The organism is Prochlorococcus marinus str. MIT 0919, from assembly GCF_027359375.1.
Taxonomy (GTDB): domain Bacteria; phylum Cyanobacteriota; class Cyanobacteriia; order PCC-6307; family Cyanobiaceae; genus Prochlorococcus_D.
In genome coordinates this window covers 697,458-714,831 of record NZ_CP114779.1, presented here as the reverse complement: position 1 = coordinate 714,831, position 17,374 = coordinate 697,458, and the positions used below count along the sequence as shown (strand labels likewise).

Below are 17,374 nucleotides of genomic sequence, written 5' to 3'. Positions count from 1 at the left end.
AGTTAGCTTTTTAAACATGGATCTTCGACGACGTCCTCCAAATCCAAAAGTCAAGGTGGCTAATTTGGAGTATGCAATACCTCATGAAGATAGTGAGCCAAGAAATATTCTTGAAAAGATCTTATGGGAGAAAGATCACGAAATTTCTCTTTCCAAAAATCGAGTGCCATTAGAAAAACTTAAATCAAAGATTGTAGGTTTGCCTGAAACAAAAAATTTTTTAGAAGCACTCAGAACATCTAAGAAATGTCCCGCAGTCATAGCAGAGATAAAAAAAGCAAGTCCTAGTAAAGGTGTTATTCGTGAAGATTTTAACCCTATTGATATAGCGCTTTCTTATAAAGAAGGAGGTGCAACATGCTTGTCAGTACTTACCGATAAAAAATTCTTTCAAGGGGGCTTTGATGTGCTCAAGCAAGTAAGAAAAACAGTTGATTTGCCTTTGCTTTGTAAGGAATTTATTATTCAACCATATCAGTTGTATCAAGCTAGAGTCTCAGGTGCAGATGCGGTTTTGTTAATTGCAGCAATACTTTCAGATCAAGACCTTGTTTATTTAAAGAAAGTTGCATCTAATCTAGGTATGGATGTATTGGTAGAGGTTCATGATTCGAAAGAACTTTCAAGAGTATTAGATATCCAAAGTTTTGACCTTATCGGAATTAATAATCGCGATCTTAAAAATTTTGAAATTGATTTGAAAACTACTGAAAAAGTTATTAATTCCAATAGAGATAGATTACATAATCAAGAAGTCGTTTTAGTAAGTGAATCTGGGATATCTTCGCGGAAAGATTTAGATAGTGTTGCTTCCTATGGAGCAAACGCAGTATTAGTTGGAGAGTTTTTAGTTAGCCAATCTGATGTTCAAACTGCTTTGAAAAAATTAATCTCAGGTTGAATGTATTTGCTAATGACAAATTCAATATCTTTGTATGTGCGAAAAATTGCAACACCAAGCTTATTGATAAGGCAGACTGAAAGTAACTTCTTGGGAAAATGCTAGTAAGTATATTCACTGGATTTGCAGCTGGGGCTGTTCACGTTGTAGGCGGAGCAGACCATTTGGTTGCTATCGCTCCAACTGCACTAAAACACCCTCGATTGGCTTTCAAGAATGGACTGGCTTGGGGCCTGGGTCATTCTGCAGGTGTTGTCGGTTTATCCGCAATAGCAATATGCGTTAAAGATTTAGTTCAGATACAAAAAATGTCTACTTTGGCTGAATTTAGTGTAGGGATAGTCCTTCTAGTGGCAGGTGTATTTGCTCTGAAGAGAGCTTTTGGCCTCCATATACATACTCACGATCACAACCATGGCAAAGGCTATCAACATCAGCATGTACATTTTCATTTACGAGGTAATAAGCAACATGGAGTTCATACACATGCTGTGACGAGCCTAGGGGTTTTGCATGGACTTGCAGGAGCTAGTCATTTGCTTGCTGTTATTCCTGCTTTGGCGCTGCCACCAATAGGAGCCTTTACTTATATTATTTCCTACCTTTTTGGTTCTATCGCTGCAATGCAAGGTGTTGTACTTGCCATATCTTTGGCAACTTTCAAGGCAGGAAGGAAAGCTTTGCCTTTAATGGTTGGATTTATAGGCGGAATATCTATTTTGACCGGATTTTTCTGGGTTCAAAAAACCTCATCTTATATTCTTTAAATTAGCAAAAAACTATACTTTTCTTGGGATTATCTCTTCAACAATTCCCATTATTTGTTCTTTCCTGATCAATCCGAATTGACGACTATCAATACTTCTATCTTTATTATCGCCTCTGACTTCAATTAAGGGTAAGGCTAATTTAAAAATTCTCTTTACCAATAATTGTTTATTTTGGATTGGATGCTTGATAACAACTAATTTCCCCTCCTCAAGGCGGTGAGTTTGATTTTTTAAAGGCTTATAAATTAAAAAATCACCAGGATTAATAGTTGGCTGCATAGAGTCTCCGACAACACGACAGTATCGTCGAAGTCCAATAATTACAAAGAAAAGAGATTTGAGTAGCTTAATTATTGGGGAAAAGACTTTTTGGCTTAGCTTGCTGTGACCCAGCCGTCAGAACGACCCTTGGATTGCCAGAAAATATGATGGATTTTTTTTACAGCTTCCATTAGTTCTTCTGCTTTCCCTTGATCAATGTTTACCTTGCATGCGCTGCAAAGTTTGGCTGCTTTCCAGAAAGTATTGTGCAGATCTGGGTTCGCTTCTAGGTGCTCTGGTTTGAAGTAGTCAGTCCAAAGGATAAGAAGCTCTTTTTTAGCCTCTTGTGCTTGCTCTTCTTTTACGGCTACGAATCTTGAAAAGGTGTTGTTATATACGGCCCATGCAGATGGATCGTTGCCTTCTGGAGGTGCCAACGCTAGAAGCTTTTTTGTCATAGAAAGTACAGCCTCTGCTGCGACTCTTGCAGATGCGGGGTCGTAGACACCGCATGGACCATCACAATGAGCATGAACTGATTGAGATGGAACTCTATTGAGAATCGACGAAAGTACTGAATACAACATCTGTCATAAAGATGAAGCCTGATGCTACTTTACTTGGCAATCTCCCAATTTGATAATTTTTAATTGTTCTTTAGTTCAATATCATTTGATTCCTAGTAGCTCGACTTCGAAAATCAATGTTGCATCAGGAGGTATTAGTCCTCCACCTGCTCCTCTGCTTCCATATCCAAGAGAAGAGGGAATAATAAGTTTCCTTTTCCCTCCAACTTTCATTCCTGCAACACCTTCATCCCATCCTTTAATGACTCTTCCTGCACCAAGAGGAAATGAAAAAGGACCTCTTCCATAGCTGCTGTCAAATTCTTTTCCGTTCTCAAGTGTTCCTACATAGTTGACTGAAACGTTTTGTCCAGCAGTTGCTTCAGGCCCTTCGCCAATTTTTATATCAGTAATTCTTAAACCACTGGCAGTAAGAATTGATTTTTCAACTTCCATTCCTGCGCCTAAAGGAGTAGAGGGTTTGGTTGAGTTATCTTTTGCCATTGTAAATAGAGTTGGATTTGGATCATCAGGATCTAATTCAAAGGAGTTCCCGAAAGATTGATTGTCTTCCTGTGATACAGCTTGAATGCTTGATGGGAAAGTTGTAGCTTCAACCTTTGTGGGGGAAATGACTTGACTTGTAACTGCGACCACTACGCAAGCCAAGAAAATGGTGAAACTAATAAAGACTTCTTTCACGAAATTGTCTTATAAACATTTGATGATCTTCAGAAGATTAGTACTAAAAACTGTTTTTAGCTTCTTATCACAAGAGAATGTCTTCATAGAAGATTCAGACTGTCAGTAATTCCTTATGAGAATGAGTAAATATATTATTCCTGGTCGAGCACTGATTGGCGGAGGCCTTGCTGGTCTAGGCCTTTCCTCTTCTTTTGGGGGTGGGATTTTTGCAATGTCCTTTGGGATTGCATTGCTTTGGTCTATAAGTAGCTATCCAATGGCTGCTGCTCTGTGGGGGATATGTGTAGTACTCCTTAGTCATTGTTGGCTATTGGACCTACATCCACTTACATGGCTAGGAATTTCACCATTTGCTAGTTACCTCATAACATTTTTGATTTGGTCTTTTTGCGGATTATTAGGGGGTTTTTTGGTGGGCCTGTGGAGTTGGTTGGCTAAGTTGCTTTTCTTTAAAGAATTACAAAGTGATTGCCTTCGTTCAAAATTTCTTTCTGCTTTTATTTTGGCAGCGATATGGGGACTTGGTGAAGTAGTCCTCGCTAAATACCCATTTTTTTGGATAGGGATATCGAGTAGCTTTTTCCCTCAGGATAGATTGATTGGAGGTTTGGCTGCTTGGTTTGGTGCAGGGGGATTGACAGTTATTCAACTTCTTATTGGATGGTGGATATGGCAAGTATCACTTTTATTTGATAGTAGAAAAACTTGGGAAAGGCTTTTTCCTATTGGATTGCTGGTAATAATAGTTAGCCATTCTATGGGTTGGATACTTTTAGAAAAAGAGACTACTGCTTCTAGTTATTCTGCTTCTGTTTGGCAAACAAACATCCCAACTAGGGAAAAATTTCTCTCTAGCCGATTAAAACGTTTACCTATTTCTTTGCAGCATGCTTTGGATGAATCAAAAGAAATAGGCTCAGAATTAATGATTGCACCTGAAGGTACCTTGCCTCTTGGCCAAAAACTTCTTTCACCTTCACCGATTAAATTGCTTACAGGTGGATTTAGAGAAGTAAATGGAAAGCAACGAAGTTCGCTATTGCTTATCAATGAAAATCAGCAAACTTATTCAAGCTTTGTTGATAAACATCGCTTAGTACCTCTAGGGGAATGGATACCTAATCTCTTATCTCACTCTTTTAAAGGTCTTTCTGCGATAGGTGGTCTTGAATCTGGAGAGCCTTCGCGATTATTTATTTGGGATGGCCCTCCATTTGCCGTGGCAATTTGTTATGAACTAAGTAATGGTAATGCTTTGGCTAAAGCAGTTAGAGAAGGAGCCCAGTGGTTGGTCTCTATAGCAAATCTTGACCCATATCCAATAGAACTTCAAAAACAATTTCTTGCATTAGCACAATTAAGAAGTATAGAAATAGGAAGAGACTTGATTAGTGTTGCTAATACAGGACCCACAGCATTTGTTTCTCGTTCTGGTGTAATTACACAATTAATTTCCCCTAATAAAGAAGAGGTTGTTAAAGTAAGTCTTCCTTTCTCAGAGAAAAAAACTGGCTATGTAAAATGGGGGGAAAAACCTTTAATAATAACTCTTTTTATAGCATTAACATTGTTAATCCGCTTGAAAACTAAATTTCATTAACCTCAATTTATAAAGGGTTGTATTATCCCTCCTCCTAAAAGAACCTCCCCTTTATAAAAAACAGCCGCTTGCCCTGGTGTAATTGAAAATTGTTCATTTTGGAACTCTATGGAGCATCTATAGGGTCGATTGCTTTGAACATCCTGATCAGTTGGCTCTTCAGGTATTAGTTTTGCAATTACTGGATTGCTTCTATATCTAACTTGTACTTCTACAATTTGTTCTTTTTTAGGTGGAAATATTGATACCCAATTAATTTCTCCAACAGTACATTTTATTTGTCCAGACTCTGATCTAGGAGCTACTACTACTCTATTTGAAGATGCTTGCAAACTGATTACGTGTAAAGGTTCTTTCCATGCGACTCCTAGCCCTTTTCTTTGTCCAATAGTGAAGTGTTCAATCCCATCATGCTCCCCTATTACTGACCCATCTTTAAGAACAATCTCTCCTTTTCTCTCTGGTAAATAATTATCCAAAAAAGCTTTCATAGAGCCATGATGCTCAGCCAAGCAAAGATCTTGGCTTTCAGCTTTATTGGCTGTTCTCAGACCATATCTATTGGCTTGGTTTCTTGTTTGCTCTTTGGTGAGTTCCCCTAAAGGGAAAACAGCTTTTTCAAGAATCTCTTGAGAAAGATCATAAAGAAAATAACTTTGATCTTTGTTATGATCTTTACCTCTTAAGAGTTGATTTCTACCTTTTTCGTTGATGTTGAGAGATCTTTCGAGTGAGTGATGCTTTGCATAACGAATACGCGCATAATGACCAGTTGCAATTCTTTTAAGGTTGGTATTCTCCTGGGCCCATTGAATCATTGGAGAGAATTTTATAAATCGATTGCACCTGGAACAAGGTAAAGGGGTAATCCCTTTTTGATAACCAGTGATTAAATTTTCAATTATCTCTTTTTCAAATGAAGCTCTTGTATCTACTACATGATGAGTGATGCCTAATTGCTCGCAGACGCTTGCGGCATCAATTAATCCATCCGTACAACAAGAACCCTTACCTTGCATTAACCAGAGGGTTAATCCCTCGACCTCCCACTCTGCTTCCAATAGAAGGGCAGCAGTTAGGGAGCTATCTACCCCTCCAGACAGACCTACTGCTACAGAATGATCACCTTCTAATTCTTTTAGATGGGAGATGACTGAATCTTTAGGCAATGATTCATGAAGTCCCATTGACTTAGATATTTCCTTTTCTTCTTTAGAAACCATAGCCATTATCGTAATGTTTTCTTCATAGTGGAATTGTATGGAGAATAATTTTGGATTGGCCTAAACCAGATTCAGATCATTTAATTGTGACATCTGCTGAGATGGAATGTCTCGAAAAACTACTCATCTCTCAAGGTATGCCCGTTGAATCATTAATGGAAAAGGTGGGGTTGGGAATGAGAAATTGGATATTAAAAAGGTCAGATATTCTGAAAAACGGAGTTGTTTTTTTAGTTGGGCCAGGACATAACGGAGGCGATGGTCTTGTTTTAGCAAGAGAATTGTTTTTACTTGGATTCCAAGTCTCTTTATGGTGTCCTTTCTTATTGAAAAAACCCCTAACAATTAAGCATTTTGAATATTGCAAATGGCTAGGGATACAAATACTAGAGAGACCTCCAGAGGCCTCTTGCGATTCTCTTTGGATTGAGGCTTTATTTGGAATTGGACAAGATCGCTCTTTGCCTGATGAGATATCTACTCTCTTAAAGGCTAGAGATGAAAGTCAGCCAGGACGATTGATTTCTTTGGATGTGCCGGCAGGTATTTGCTCTGACACTGGTAAGAGTTTGGCTAAATCAGCAGCAAAAGCTTCTTTTACTTTAACGGTAGGGCTTGTAAAGCAGGGGCTTATTCAAGATCTCGCGCTCCCTTATGTTGGGAAATTAGTCAGGGTTGATTTTGGTATACCTCAAATAGTTTTAGATCAGAAGCATTCAAAAAATCATTTAAGGGTTATGTCTGATGACTTGAAGCATATTTCCTGGCCTCATCCTTCTAAAGAATTAGACAAGTATCATCGTGGACGCGTTTTAGTTCTAGCTGGTAGTGATCAATATAAAGGAGCAGCATCTCTTGCTTTGAAAGGAGCATTGGCAAGTGGAGTAGGAAGTACCAGTGCTTTTTTAGACAATTCTATTGCTAATGATTTATGGCAAGTTTTACCAGAGGTCGTAGTTTCCTGTGCTTTTAGGAATTTAGATGATTGCTTTACAAATCTAAAAAAAACTTTTGCAAGTAGCAATTTAAATCGGTTTGATTCTGTTTTAATTGGACCTGGTTTTTTGCCAGCTAAAAATAGTTGGACTGAATTTGGCCAAATATTAGAAGATTTTTCAGGCCTATTAGTTGTTGATGCTGATGCTTTAAATGGTATTTCTCTTTCTGAAGAAGGTTGGAAGTGGATTCGTCGCAGAGAAGGACCTACTTGGATAACCCCGCATCCACAGGAATTTTCAAGATTATTTCCCGACTTAAAAAATTTGGTGCCTTTAGAAGCCGCTTCTAAGGCCGCTATTAGGACTTCGGCTGGTGTTTTGCTTAAAGGGGCACATAGTGTAATTGCTTCCCCTTCAGGATCTGTTTGGCAATTAGGTCAGACTTCAAGTTTGGTAGCCAGAACTGGATTAGGTGATGTTTTAGCCGGATTTCTTGCAGGTATTGGCGCAGTAGGTGTGGCGTTAAAACCAAAATGCTTGAATTGTGACTTGCTCGCTGCCGCAGCTTTCCTTCATGCTGAAGTAGCCAGTAATTACACAGAAGGAAGCAATGCATCATCAATTTGTACGTCTTTGGAAAAAATTACAAGGAGGATCCAAGAGCGGAAATGTATCCAAAGATACATTTAAGCGTCTTTAATGAGTGTTTTTTGGAGAAATGTGTAGGTTTGCAAGCAAGAATCTGAAGGGTTTTTGAAGCCTCGGCCACTTTTGCAATATCTGTAGGAAAGTCGGTATCAATTAATTGGGATTAGGAAAAAGATGGTTTCATCTGCACCCAAGGCTGTTGAATCTCAAAAACGCCGAAATAGTGATCCAATAAGTTGGTATTTATCAACAATTGGAAGAGTTCCTTTGCTTACGCCAGCTGAGGAGATTGAACTAGGTAATCAAGTTCAAGTAATGATGAAATTAACTGAGGATGGAAACATAGACGCGAAAAGCAAGGATTTCACCTCTCATCAGCGACGATTAATTCGGATAGGTCGCAGGGCTAAGGAAAGGATGATGAAGGCTAATCTTCGCCTTGTTGTAAGTGTTGCCAAAAAATATCAGGGTAAAGGCTTGGAGTTGTTGGACCTAGTACAGGAAGGATCCCTTGGTTTAGAAAGGGCAGTCGAGAAATTTGATCCAACTAGAGGCTATAAATTTTCTACATATGCTTTTTGGTGGATAAGACAAAGCATGACTAGAGCAATTGCTTGTCAATCAAGGACTATTCGCTTGCCAGTCCACTTAAGTGAGAGATTAGCCACTATTAGAAAGGTGAGTTCAGATCTGGCTCATAAATTGGGTGCAATGCCAAACCGTTCTGAGTTGGCAGAAGCTATGGATATTGACCTTGAAGAACTAGATTCAATTTTGAGACAGGCTCTAACAACTAGCAGTCTTGATGCACCTGTAAATGGTGATGATGGAAGAAGTTTTTTAGGTGATCTAATAGCTGATGGATCTCTAGAAGAACCTTTGGATAAGGTTGAACAGCGAATTCATCAAGAGCAACTTGGGAGATGGCTAACTCATTTGAGTGAGCAAGAGCAACATGTCCTTAAGCTTAGGTTTGGCCTTGAAGGTAATGAGAGGCATACTCTCGCTGAGATTGGACGTCTGCTGCAAGTCTCTCGAGAAAGAGTAAGGCAAGTCGAGTTGAAATCATTACGCAAACTACGTAATCTCACTAGAAAGTTGCCAAGCGGTATTTGACCTTATAAAAATTGCTTAATCTGCCCAGATATATTTTGTGAGTTCGTTGGGGTCGGGGTCTTTAGAGCTAAGAGCATATTCAACAGCATCGTTTATTTCTTTATCAATTTCTTTTTCAATACTTTTTAGCTCATTTTCTTTAACCAGATCTTTCGATATCAATTCCTGTGAAAGGGTTTTTATAGGATCTCTTTTGGCCCAGAAATCTTTCTCTTCTTCTGATCTAAGTTCATCTGGGTCAGCTAGAGAGTGACCTCTAAATCTGTATGTAAGGCATTCAATCAAGCTAGGCCCTTCTCCTGATCTTGCTCTCTTTAAAGCTCTTATGGCTGCTCCTCTAACAGCAAGAACATTCATGCCGTCAACTTCTTCTCCAGCCATCCCAAAAGCATCTGCTTTTCGCCAGATTTCGGGGTCGCTTGTGGCTCGATCATGCGCCATTCCTATAGCCCATTTGTTGTTTTCAACAACGAAAATTATTGGCAGTTTCCATAGTTGAGCCATATTCAAGCATTCGAAGAATTGACCATTATTGCAAGTCCCATCTCCAAAGAAGGCAGCAGTTACAGAGTCACTAGTTTGATCTGAAAAAACTTCTTTTTTGTATTTACTGCTAAAAGCTGCTCCTAGAGCAACTGGTATACCTTCGCCAATGAATGCATACCCTCCAAGCAAATGATGCTCTTTTGAAAAGAGGTGCATTGATCCTCCTCTACCTTTGCTGCATCCTGTTTCTTTACCAAACAACTCACTCATTACTTCTTTTGCAGGAACTCCAGCACTTAAAGCATGAACATGATCACGATATGTGCTGCAAAACCAATCATGCCTAAGCTTCATTGCTCCAATGACACCTGAACTGACAGCTTCTTGCCCGTTATAAAGGTGTACAAATCCAAACATTTTGCCTCGGTAATACATTTCTGCACATTTATCCTCAAATCTTCTCCCTAATGTCATGTCTTTAAAAAGCCTTAAACCGGTACTACGGTCAAGGTTTGCTGACTCGCCTTGCTTTAGCAAGCTAAGGCGCTCAGCGTGTTCCCCTTCATGCTGAAGTCTTTTTGACTCTTGATGACTGGTCAAGGAAGCATTTTCCATCTGTAACTATCATTCAATCCTTTTACAACTTTAAGGCTCTATGGCGTAAGAATGTGCAGAGATCTTTCATATGCCTAGAGTTTCTTTTTAATAGCTCTTTCAAGCTTGGAACTTCCAATAGATCATTTTCGCATACTTGGAGTTAGCCCATCTGCAAGTGCAGAGGAGGTTCTTAGGTTCTTTCAGTTGAGGTTGGACCGTATACCTCATCCAGGATTTACACCTGAAGTAATGGCTCAACGCTCTGAGCTTTTGCGATTGTCTGCTGACTTGCTTTGCGAACAAAAGCAACGTGAGGAATATGAAAAGGCACTTCTCAATGGTGCTTTAGGACTTGAACTGTCTTTTAATCGTGAAGTTGCAGGTTTAATACTTTTATGGGAAGGAGGGGTTGCATATGAAGCTTTTAAACTTTCCAAAAAGGCGCTTAATCCTCCTCAAACCCCTGCATTAGGAAGTGGCAGAGAAGCAGATTTAGCCTTGGTTGCAGCTTTGTCTTGTAAAGATGCGTCTTTACAAGAACAAGAACAAAGACATTACGCCTCCGCTGCAGAACTTTTGCAAGAAGGTATCCAATTACTTCAAAGGATGGGAAAGCTTCCTGAACAAAGGAAAATACTTGAAAGAGATTTAGAGAGACTTCTTCCTTATCGAATACTTGATTTGTTGAGCAGGGATTTATCTGATGGCAAAGCGCATCAAGAGGGAATTGAATTGCTTGATAATTTTGTTCTTAAAAGAGGAGGGATAGAAGGTCGAAATATATCTAATTCTTCTGTTGAATTAACCCAAAACGAGTTTGAACTATTTTTTCAGCAAATAAGAATGTTTTTAACTGCTCAGGAACAGGTTGATTTGTTCTTGCATTGGCAAAGAAGAGGGTCTGCAGATGCTGGTTTTCTTGGAGCAATAGCCCTAGTAGCATCTGGTTTTTATTGGAGAAAACCTGAGGTTCTACAAAAAGCTAAGAAACAATTGAATGCTTTGAATCATCAAGGATTTGATGCAATGCCTTTACTTGGTTGCATAGAGCTTCTTTTGGCGGATGTTAATCAAGCAGCAGAACGTTTTAAAAGTAGCCCTGATAAAGGTTTGAAAGATTGGTTAAATGCATACCCTGGTGAGCAATTGGCGGCTTTATGTCATTACTGCAGGAATTGGCTTCAAACGGATGTTTTGCTTGGGTTTAGGGATATTGAAATTGATGCTGTCGATTTAGAAGCTTGGTTTGCAGATCGGGATGTGCAGGAGTATGTGGAGAAAATTGAACGCAGAGGTGCTTTAGGTATAGCCAGGGCAGGTTTCTCTTTCCTTTCAGGGTTTTCCCCTGATAAGAATGATCAATCAAGAGATTCATCTAAAGAGTTGACTAGTCAAGATGCTCTTACTCTCAAATCACAAAATTCAAGTGACCTTGTTTTTAATGAAATACCCCCTGTTGATGAGCTGGATAAAGAAGAGTCTACTTATAAAAGAAATTCTTTTAAAGAATTAATCCTTTTATTTGAAAACAGTATTAGTAGGTTGCAACTTTATAAATTATTTACCTATAAACAAACTAGTAATAATAATTTTTTTATAGGGATTATTGCCTTTTTGATTTTATTCTCATCAGGAACATTAATAGGCTGGCAATTCATTAGGAATCAATCCTCCCCAAAGGTGACTGTTAATAGTTCTGATGATCCAACCTCCAAAAATTTTGATACTAAGGAACCAGAGCAATTGAATTTGAGAACCAAGAAAGAAGATCAATTAGGTTCTAAATCAAAAGAAGAATTATCGGAAATAATTGTTAATGATTTCGATTTATTGATTAAAGAAGTCCCTTCAAAAGATGATATTCAACAATTGATTGAGGCATGGCTTTCAGGAAAAGCACAAATTCTGTCTGGAGCGGAAAATCTAAATTTAGATAAAGTAGCCAGGCCTTCATTGGTTAAAATAGTTAGAGAACAGAGGGAGAAAGATATTTCTCTTGGTCAAAGTCAGATTATCTATGCAGCTATAAGATCTCTAGAAATAGAAGATCAAACAGAAAAGAGGATTTCCGTAAAAGCAATTCTCTCTTATAGGGACCAAAGGATTAATTCTTCGGGTCAAATAGTCTCGGAAACTAGCATCCCATCATTAAAGCTTAAATATGTTTTAGGGAGAGATAAGAATCAATGGCAATTGCTTGACTTTTCAAGTAGTACTTGAATCAAGTAAAATTAAAAAACATTCAAAAATACTTTTTATTTATTTGAAATGTTTGATGACCTTTCTGCCAGCTTTGAAGATGCAATAAAAAGCCTTAGAGGGGAAAATAAAATAAGTGAAGACAATATAAGTATTGCTTTAAAGCAAGTTAGGAGAGCCTTGCTTGAGGCAGATGTAAGCCTCGCAGTTGTAAAGGATTTTGTAGAAGAAGTTCGTCAAAAAGCTGTGGGAGAAGAAGTTGTTAGGGGGGTCAAGCCAGGACAAAAATTTATAGATGTTGTTCATCAGCAGTTGGTTGAGATTATGGGAGGAGCCAATGCTCCGCTAGCGAATGTTCAAGATAAAACAACAGTTATTTTGATGGCGGGTTTGCAAGGAGCTGGAAAGACAACGGCAACTGCAAAACTTGCCTTGCACCTAAAGGACAAAGGTAGAAAATCCCTTATGGTTGCTGCTGATGTTTACAGGCCAGCAGCAATCGATCAATTGATTGCTTTAGGGAAACAAATTAAGGTCGACGTGTTTAGTTTGGGAAAAGATTCCAAGCCAGAAGAAATAGCATCTTCAGCCTTAGAAAAAGCTTCCAAAGAAGGTTTTGACACCTTGATAGTAGATACAGCCGGAAGACTTCAAATCGATACGGACATGATGGACGAAATGGTTCGTATCAGAACTGCTGTCGAGCCAGATGAGGTTTTATTAGTTGTCGATTCAATGATCGGTCAAGAGGCAGCTGATTTGACTAGATCTTTTCATGAAAAAGTTGGAATAACCGGTGCTGTTCTTACAAAATTAGATGGTGATTCAAGAGGTGGGGCTGCCCTCTCTATTCGCAAAGTAAGTGGTCAGCCAATCAAATTTATAGGTACCGGTGAGAAAGTAGAAGCTTTGCAGCCATTTCATCCAGAAAGAATGGCTAGCAGGATCTTAGGAATGGGAGACGTTTTAACTCTGGTAGAGAAGGCACAGAAAGAAGTAGAGATAGCAGATGCAGAGCAAATGCAAAAGAAATTTCAGGAAGCAACTTTTGACTTTTCTGATTTTGTTAAACAGATGCGGCTGATTAAGAGAATGGGCTCTTTGGGGGGGTTGATGAAAATGATCCCAGGGATGAACAAAATTGATGATGGGATGATTAAAAGTGGTGAAGACCAATTGAAGCGAATTGAAGCAATGGTTGGATCAATGACTCCAGCGGAAAGAAACAAACCTGAATTATTAGCTGCGCAGCCTTCACGTAGAAGAAGGGTTGCTCTAGGGAGTGGTCATAGCCCTGGAGATGTAGATAAGGTTTTGAATGACTTTCAAAAAATGAGAGGTTTAATGAAGCAAATGGCTACTGGTGGAGGGATCCCTGGAATGGGGGGATTCCCTGGCGTTGGTGGGCCAGGTAGTGGGATGCCACCTAATCAATTCCCTGGAAGGTCTGGCAAGGGTTCGGCTGGTTCTTCACCTAGGAGACAGCGTCCGCATAAAAAAAAGAAAGGTTTTGGAGACTTATGACCCCTCAACCGGTTAAGCTGTAAATTTGGCACGTGGATAATCACATGCCTTAAAATCACATCTACCTAGAAGTCAACACAAGATGATCAAGCTCCGCCTGAAGCGGTTTGGTAAAAAAAGGGAAGCAAGCTTCCGTCTGGTTGCCTGTAATAGCACGTCTCGCAGAGACGGCAGGCCCCTTGAGGAACTAGGTTTTTACAATCCACGCACAAAAGAAACCAGATTAGATACTGAGGCACTTAGGCTTAGGCTTAGCCAAGGAGCTCAACCAACAGATGCGGTGAGATCGCTTTTGGAAAAAGGGGGTCTGATAGAAAAAACCATTCGTCCTGCTGAGACGGCTGGTAAGGCTAATCAGGCTTTAGAAAGAAAAAAAGCCGCCAAAAAATCTGTAGAAGAAAAGAAAGAACAACCAGAATCTTCTGTAGAAGATAACTCAGGAGCTAACAATTCCGAAGGTTAACTATTTTTATGTCTGAAGTAGCGTCCAAAGGACGTTTTTCAATTGATTTACCTGATACTGATTCTGCAATTGCGCTTGCTGGTGCTGGGCAGAGGACTCTCCATCGACTAGAAGCTATTACAGGCGCCTCTATAGTTCTTAGAGGTCTTCAACTGGAAATAAGTGGACTTTCAAATCAACTAGAAAGAGCAGCTGCTTTAGTTGAGTTGGTTCGTCCTATTTGGCAAGAAGGCCAATCAGTATCATCTGTTGATTTGCAGGTTGCTCTGACATCGCTTGATAAAGGTAGAAAAGATGATTACGCATTGTTAGCTGAAAATGTTCTTGCCAAGACTCAGACGGGACACCTTTTAAGGCCAAGAACTCTTAGGCAAAAGGAATATTTAGAGGCAATGACGAACCATGATCTGACTTTTGCGTTGGGACCAGCGGGAACAGGCAAAACTTTTCTTGCGGCTGTTCTTGCTGTTCGAATGTTGACTGAAAGACAAATAAAAAGGATAGTTCTTACTAGACCAGCTGTAGAAGCGGGGGAGCGGCTAGGCTTCTTGCCTGGAGATCTTCAACAAAAAGTTGATCCCTATTTAAGACCTCTCTATGATTCTTTGCACACTTTGCTAGGTCTAGAAAAAACAACTTCTTTCCTTGAAAAAGGTGTAATAGAGGTGGCTCCATTGGCCTATATGCGAGGAAGGACTCTTGAAGATGCTTTCGTAATTCTTGACGAGGCTCAAAATACAACATCAGCACAGATGAGAATGGTTCTTACGCGGTTGGGAGAGAATTCAAGAATGGTTGTTACTGGAGATATAACTCAAATAGATCTCCCAGGAAGCCAGCAGAGTGGATTAATTGAAGCTGTAAAAGTTTTGGGGCAAGTCAAAGGAATTTCTATTTGCAGACTTACTTCAGCAGATATTGTTCGCCATCCCCTTGTTCAAAGTATTGTTGATGCATATGCCAGAAAGAAAGACGATAGTGACATCCGCACAACATAAACCACACAATAATTTTTTTTTCTGCCAAAGTAGTAAATAAGTTTAACTGGTTTGTTATGCCAGCAAGTAGCAATTTCCAACAGGCAATTCGTGAAGCACAATCTAGTGCTTTGGTTGGACCTAACGTTGTAAATAAGGCTTTGCCTTACGTAGGCGGGGGGATGGTTCTCACCGCTTTAGGAGTAATTAGCGGCCTTTCTCTTTTGGTCTCTAATCCTGCACTTTTTCAGCCATTAGCTCTTGTGGCTTTTATTGCTGAAATTGTTTTGTTTTTTATGGCCACTAGTGCTGCAAATAACGCAAACAATAGCAAGGCTTTACCTCTCCTCACTGCTTTTAGCGTATTAACTGGTTTTACTTTAAGTGGAATTGTTTTCATTGCTATTGGCACCGCAGGTATTGGTTCGGTAGGTACAGCAGCCTTTGCAACTGGTATTACTTTTGTTGTCGCATCTTCCGTTGGCAGTCGCATGAGCGACAATGTTGGCCAAGCCTTGTCAGGAGTTGTTGGACTGGGTCTTATTGGTTTAATAGTCGCAATGGTTGTTCAACTTATAGGAGGCTTTTTCGCACCAGGAATGTTTGGAGGGAGTGGATTTGAATTGATGATTGCTGGATTTGGGACAGTTCTTTTTGTAGGGATGTCTTTTGTTGATTTTTATACAATGCCTCGAAGATATAATGATGAGCAATATCTTGCAGGCGCTTTAGGTATGTATTTAACTTATATAAACTTGTTTGTTTTCATTTTACGTTTGATTATTGCATTACAGGGTGGAGGACGCAGAGATTGATTTAAAAGTTTTAATTTTATAAACTATTTGAAAAGTGGGAGTTAGCTTTATAGCTAACTCCCACTTTTTATTTATTTGCAACAGCATTAATACTCTCAGAAATCGCACTAATTTGTTCTGAATCATATCCCCATTTTTTTATAAAATAGACATCCTCTCCATTACCCTTTAGACCTTCTAAAAGTTTAACCAGCCTATCTTTTACCGATTTTGAATCTAATACTTTCAAAAGATCTATGCACCTTACTTTGATTCTATGAGAAGTATTTTTTTGATCCGAGTCGTTTTTTCTTTGATGGAAGATTTCCATTGCTGTACTCATGGCCAAATTTTTAACAATTAAATCAACAATAAATTCTCCACCTTTGATTAATTCAAAAATTATTGGCTCCGGTATTCGATCCATAAGAGGGGACTCGCTTGTAAGGCTTATTACAAAAAAACCTCTAGCACTTTCTTTATTTGTTAAGAGATTCCCAATCTTGTCGGCTAAAACTTCATCGCTAAGTTCGCCTTCATCCCAAGCTCTGCACCAAAATGATGCAGTTTTAAGAGCATCTTGAAAATTGTTGTTTTGTTGTTTCATGGCTTTATGAGGCTTTTCGAGTCAGGCTATTAGGAAGTACATCTTTTATTCATGTCTTCACTCGAGCCCACCTTAAAGGGTTATCGATCTGGATTTGTGGGTTTAATTGGTAGACCAAATGTGGGCAAATCAACCTTGGTTAATCAATTGGTTGGCGAGAAGGTTTGCATTACTTCCCCTGTTGCCCAAACTACTCGAAATCGATTGCGGGCTATCCTTACTACTCCAAAGGCGCAATTAGTTTTAGTTGATACTCCTGGTATTCATAAGCCCCATCACTTGCTAGGTCAACGCTTGGTTCAGTCTTCTAGAAAATCAATTGGCGAAGTAGATAGTATTCTTCTTATCTTTGAAGGCTGTCATCGACCTGGGAAAGGTGATGTTTTTGTAGTTGACTTATTGAAAGCCCAAGACAAGCCAGTGTTAATTGTATTGAATAAGTGGGATCTACTTTTACCTAAAACAGCGCAAAAGCGAAAGGAAGAATATCAAAACTTGTTTGAAAAATTGGATTGGCCTATTTTTTGTTGCAGCGCAATTAATGGAGATGGTTGTGAAGATTTAATAGATGAGATTTCTAATATTTTGCCTATCAGCCCCAAACTCTACCCGGCTGATATGGTTTCGGATCAGCCGGAAGAGATCTTATTAGGTGAATTAATCCGGGAACAAATTTTGTTCCATACAAGAGAAGAGGTTCCACATAGCGTTGCTGTAAAAATTGAAAGAATGGAAGAAAGACCCTCAAAAGAATTTAAAAAATCCAAACAAAATAGGCATACTTTAATACTTGCAACTGTTTTCGTTGAGAGAAAAAGTCAAAAGGGAATTTTGATAGGTAAAGGGGGCGCAATGTTAAAGAAAATTGGACAAGGAGCAAGGATTCAAATGCAAGTTTTGATAAGTGGACCTGTATACCTTGAATTATTTGTGAAAGTAGTTCCTAATTGGCGCAGCAAGCCAAGTAGCTTGGCAGATTTAGGTTATAAAGGGGATTGA

General features: G+C 39.2%; 17 protein-coding genes. 11 read left to right on the top strand and 6 right to left on the bottom strand.

All coding sequences use genetic code 11. The features are described from left to right. Nucleotides 1–16: 16 nt before the first annotated feature. Together trpC and O5635_RS03955 are read left to right on the top strand one after the other, a co-directional pair. Complete coding sequence (trpC, locus tag O5635_RS03960) at nt 17–901, top strand: indole-3-glycerol phosphate synthase TrpC (protein ID WP_036902337.1); 885 nt, start codon at nt 17–19, stop codon at nt 899–901. Nucleotides 902–999: 98 nt separating this feature from the next. Continuing rightward, nucleotides 1,000–1,668, top strand: coding sequence for a hydantoin utilization protein A (locus tag O5635_RS03955; protein WP_036902340.1), 669 nt, complete (start codon nt 1,000–1,002; stop codon nt 1,666–1,668). A 12-nt stretch (nt 1,669–1,680) separates the two neighbouring features. Here O5635_RS03955 and sodX read toward each other — a convergent pair whose 3' ends face one another. The 3 genes from sodX to O5635_RS03940 all read right to left on the bottom strand — a co-directional run bounded on the left by sodX (nt 1,681) and on the right by O5635_RS03940 (nt 3,200). After that, nucleotides 1,681–2,022, bottom strand: coding sequence for a nickel-type superoxide dismutase maturation protease (gene sodX, locus O5635_RS03950; RefSeq protein WP_269608135.1), 342 nt, complete (start codon nt 2,020–2,022; stop codon nt 1,681–1,683). Between the two features lie 23 nt (nt 2,023–2,045). Beyond that, nucleotides 2,046–2,519, bottom strand: a complete 474-nt coding sequence (gene sodN, locus O5635_RS03945) for a superoxide dismutase, Ni (protein WP_269608037.1) — start codon at nt 2,517–2,519, stop codon at nt 2,046–2,048. Nucleotides 2,520–2,600: 81 nt separating this feature from the next. Then, on the bottom strand, nt 2,601–3,200 hold the full coding sequence (locus O5635_RS03940) for an FKBP-type peptidyl-prolyl cis-trans isomerase (RefSeq protein WP_036902347.1): 600 nt from the start codon (nt 3,198–3,200) through the stop codon (nt 2,601–2,603). 121 nt (nt 3,201–3,321) lie between these two features. On the opposite strand from O5635_RS03940, the gene O5635_RS03935 reads away from it, so the two are divergent. Beyond that, complete coding sequence (locus O5635_RS03935) at nt 3,322–4,803, top strand: apolipoprotein N-acyltransferase (protein WP_241462957.1); 1,482 nt, start codon at nt 3,322–3,324, stop codon at nt 4,801–4,803. A 2-nt stretch (nt 4,804–4,805) separates the two neighbouring features. Here O5635_RS03935 and mnmA read toward each other — a convergent pair whose 3' ends face one another. Continuing rightward, a complete protein-coding gene (gene mnmA / locus O5635_RS03930; RefSeq protein ID WP_052043097.1) occupies nt 4,806–5,990 on the bottom strand; it encodes a tRNA 2-thiouridine(34) synthase MnmA in 1,185 nt (394 codons plus the stop codon). A gap of 86 nt (nt 5,991–6,076) precedes the next feature. On the opposite strand from mnmA, the gene O5635_RS03925 reads away from it, so the two are divergent. Both O5635_RS03925 and O5635_RS03920 read left to right on the top strand, forming a co-directional pair. Further along, nucleotides 6,077–7,654: a bifunctional ADP-dependent NAD(P)H-hydrate dehydratase/NAD(P)H-hydrate epimerase gene (locus O5635_RS03925; protein ID WP_036902352.1), complete on the top strand. Its 1,578-nt coding sequence runs from the start codon at nt 6,077–6,079 to the stop codon at nt 7,652–7,654. 132 nt (nt 7,655–7,786) lie between these two features. Further along, nucleotides 7,787–8,728 carry an RpoD/SigA family RNA polymerase sigma factor gene (locus O5635_RS03920; RefSeq protein WP_036902355.1) on the top strand — a complete coding sequence of 314 codons (942 nt, stop codon included), beginning with the start codon at nt 7,787–7,789 and terminating at the stop codon, nt 8,726–8,728. Nucleotides 8,729–8,743: 15 nt separating this feature from the next. Here O5635_RS03920 and pdhA read toward each other — a convergent pair whose 3' ends face one another. Next, the gene (pdhA, locus tag O5635_RS03915) at nt 8,744–9,829 is read right to left on the bottom strand and encodes a pyruvate dehydrogenase (acetyl-transferring) E1 component subunit alpha (RefSeq protein WP_036902357.1); all 1,086 of its coding nucleotides are present in this window, start codon (nt 9,827–9,829) and stop codon (nt 8,744–8,746) included. Between the two features lie 105 nt (nt 9,830–9,934). Here pdhA and O5635_RS03910 point away from each other — a divergent pair, with 105 nt between their 5' ends. The 5 genes from O5635_RS03910 to O5635_RS03890 all read left to right on the top strand — a co-directional run bounded on the left by O5635_RS03910 (nt 9,935) and on the right by O5635_RS03890 (nt 15,789). Next, nucleotides 9,935–12,031 carry an ARC6/PARC6 family protein gene (locus O5635_RS03910; RefSeq protein WP_036902359.1) on the top strand — a complete coding sequence of 699 codons (2,097 nt, stop codon included), beginning with the start codon at nt 9,935–9,937 and terminating at the stop codon, nt 12,029–12,031. Nucleotides 12,032–12,079: 48 nt separating this feature from the next. After that, nucleotides 12,080–13,534 carry a signal recognition particle protein gene (gene ffh, locus O5635_RS03905; protein ID WP_036902361.1) on the top strand — a complete coding sequence of 485 codons (1,455 nt, stop codon included), beginning with the start codon at nt 12,080–12,082 and terminating at the stop codon, nt 13,532–13,534. 82 nt (nt 13,535–13,616) lie between these two features. Then, nucleotides 13,617–13,997 (top strand): 30S ribosomal protein S16, encoded by a 381-nt coding sequence (gene rpsP / locus O5635_RS03900; RefSeq protein ID WP_036902365.1) that lies wholly within the window; start codon nt 13,617–13,619, stop codon nt 13,995–13,997. 8 nt (nt 13,998–14,005) lie between these two features. Beyond that, complete coding sequence (locus tag O5635_RS03895) at nt 14,006–14,995, top strand: PhoH family protein (RefSeq protein ID WP_036902367.1); 990 nt, start codon at nt 14,006–14,008, stop codon at nt 14,993–14,995. Nucleotides 14,996–15,051: 56 nt separating this feature from the next. Further along, entirely contained in the window at nt 15,052–15,789 is a 738-nt protein-coding gene (locus O5635_RS03890) for a Bax inhibitor-1 family protein (RefSeq protein WP_036902370.1), read from the top strand. 67 nt (nt 15,790–15,856) lie between these two features. On the opposite strand, the gene O5635_RS03885 is transcribed toward O5635_RS03890, so the two are convergent. Continuing rightward, a complete protein-coding gene (locus tag O5635_RS03885; protein ID WP_036902372.1) occupies nt 15,857–16,375 on the bottom strand; it encodes a hypothetical protein in 519 nt (172 codons plus the stop codon). A 51-nt stretch (nt 16,376–16,426) separates the two neighbouring features. Between O5635_RS03885 and era the strand changes: the two genes are divergently transcribed. Further along, nucleotides 16,427–17,374, top strand: a complete 948-nt coding sequence (era, locus tag O5635_RS03880; RefSeq protein ID WP_036902375.1) for a GTPase Era — start codon at nt 16,427–16,429, stop codon at nt 17,372–17,374.

Excerpts from the sequence above, each read along its gene's own strand:
- rpsP (WP_036902365.1), top strand. The coding sequence starts at position 13,617 with ATGATCAAGCTCCGCCTGAAGCGGTTTGGTAAAAAAAGGGAAGCAAGC.
- O5635_RS03935 (WP_241462957.1), top strand. The coding sequence starts at position 3,322 with ATGAGTAAATATATTATTCCTGGTCGAGCACTGATTGGCGGAGGCCTT.
- era (WP_036902375.1), top strand. The coding sequence starts at position 16,427 with ATGTCTTCACTCGAGCCCACCTTAAAGGGTTATCGATCTGGATTTGTG.
- O5635_RS03890 (WP_036902370.1), top strand. The coding sequence starts at position 15,052 with ATGCCAGCAAGTAGCAATTTCCAACAGGCAATTCGTGAAGCACAATCT.
- O5635_RS03955 (WP_036902340.1), top strand. The coding sequence starts at position 1,000 with ATGCTAGTAAGTATATTCACTGGATTTGCAGCTGGGGCTGTTCACGTT.
- O5635_RS03895 (WP_036902367.1), top strand. The coding sequence starts at position 14,006 with ATGTCTGAAGTAGCGTCCAAAGGACGTTTTTCAATTGATTTACCTGAT.
- ffh (WP_036902361.1), top strand. The coding sequence starts at position 12,080 with ATGTTTGATGACCTTTCTGCCAGCTTTGAAGATGCAATAAAAAGCCTT.
- sodN (WP_269608037.1), bottom strand. The coding sequence starts at position 2,519 with ATGTTGTATTCAGTACTTTCGTCGATTCTCAATAGAGTTCCATCTCAA.
- O5635_RS03920 (WP_036902355.1), top strand. The coding sequence starts at position 7,787 with ATGGTTTCATCTGCACCCAAGGCTGTTGAATCTCAAAAACGCCGAAAT.
- trpC (WP_036902337.1), top strand. The coding sequence starts at position 17 with ATGGATCTTCGACGACGTCCTCCAAATCCAAAAGTCAAGGTGGCTAAT.
- O5635_RS03885 (WP_036902372.1), bottom strand. The coding sequence starts at position 16,375 with ATGAAACAACAAAACAACAATTTTCAAGATGCTCTTAAAACTGCATCA.
- mnmA (WP_052043097.1), bottom strand. The coding sequence starts at position 5,990 with ATGGGACTTCATGAATCATTGCCTAAAGATTCAGTCATCTCCCATCTA.
- pdhA (WP_036902357.1), bottom strand. The coding sequence starts at position 9,829 with ATGGAAAATGCTTCCTTGACCAGTCATCAAGAGTCAAAAAGACTTCAG.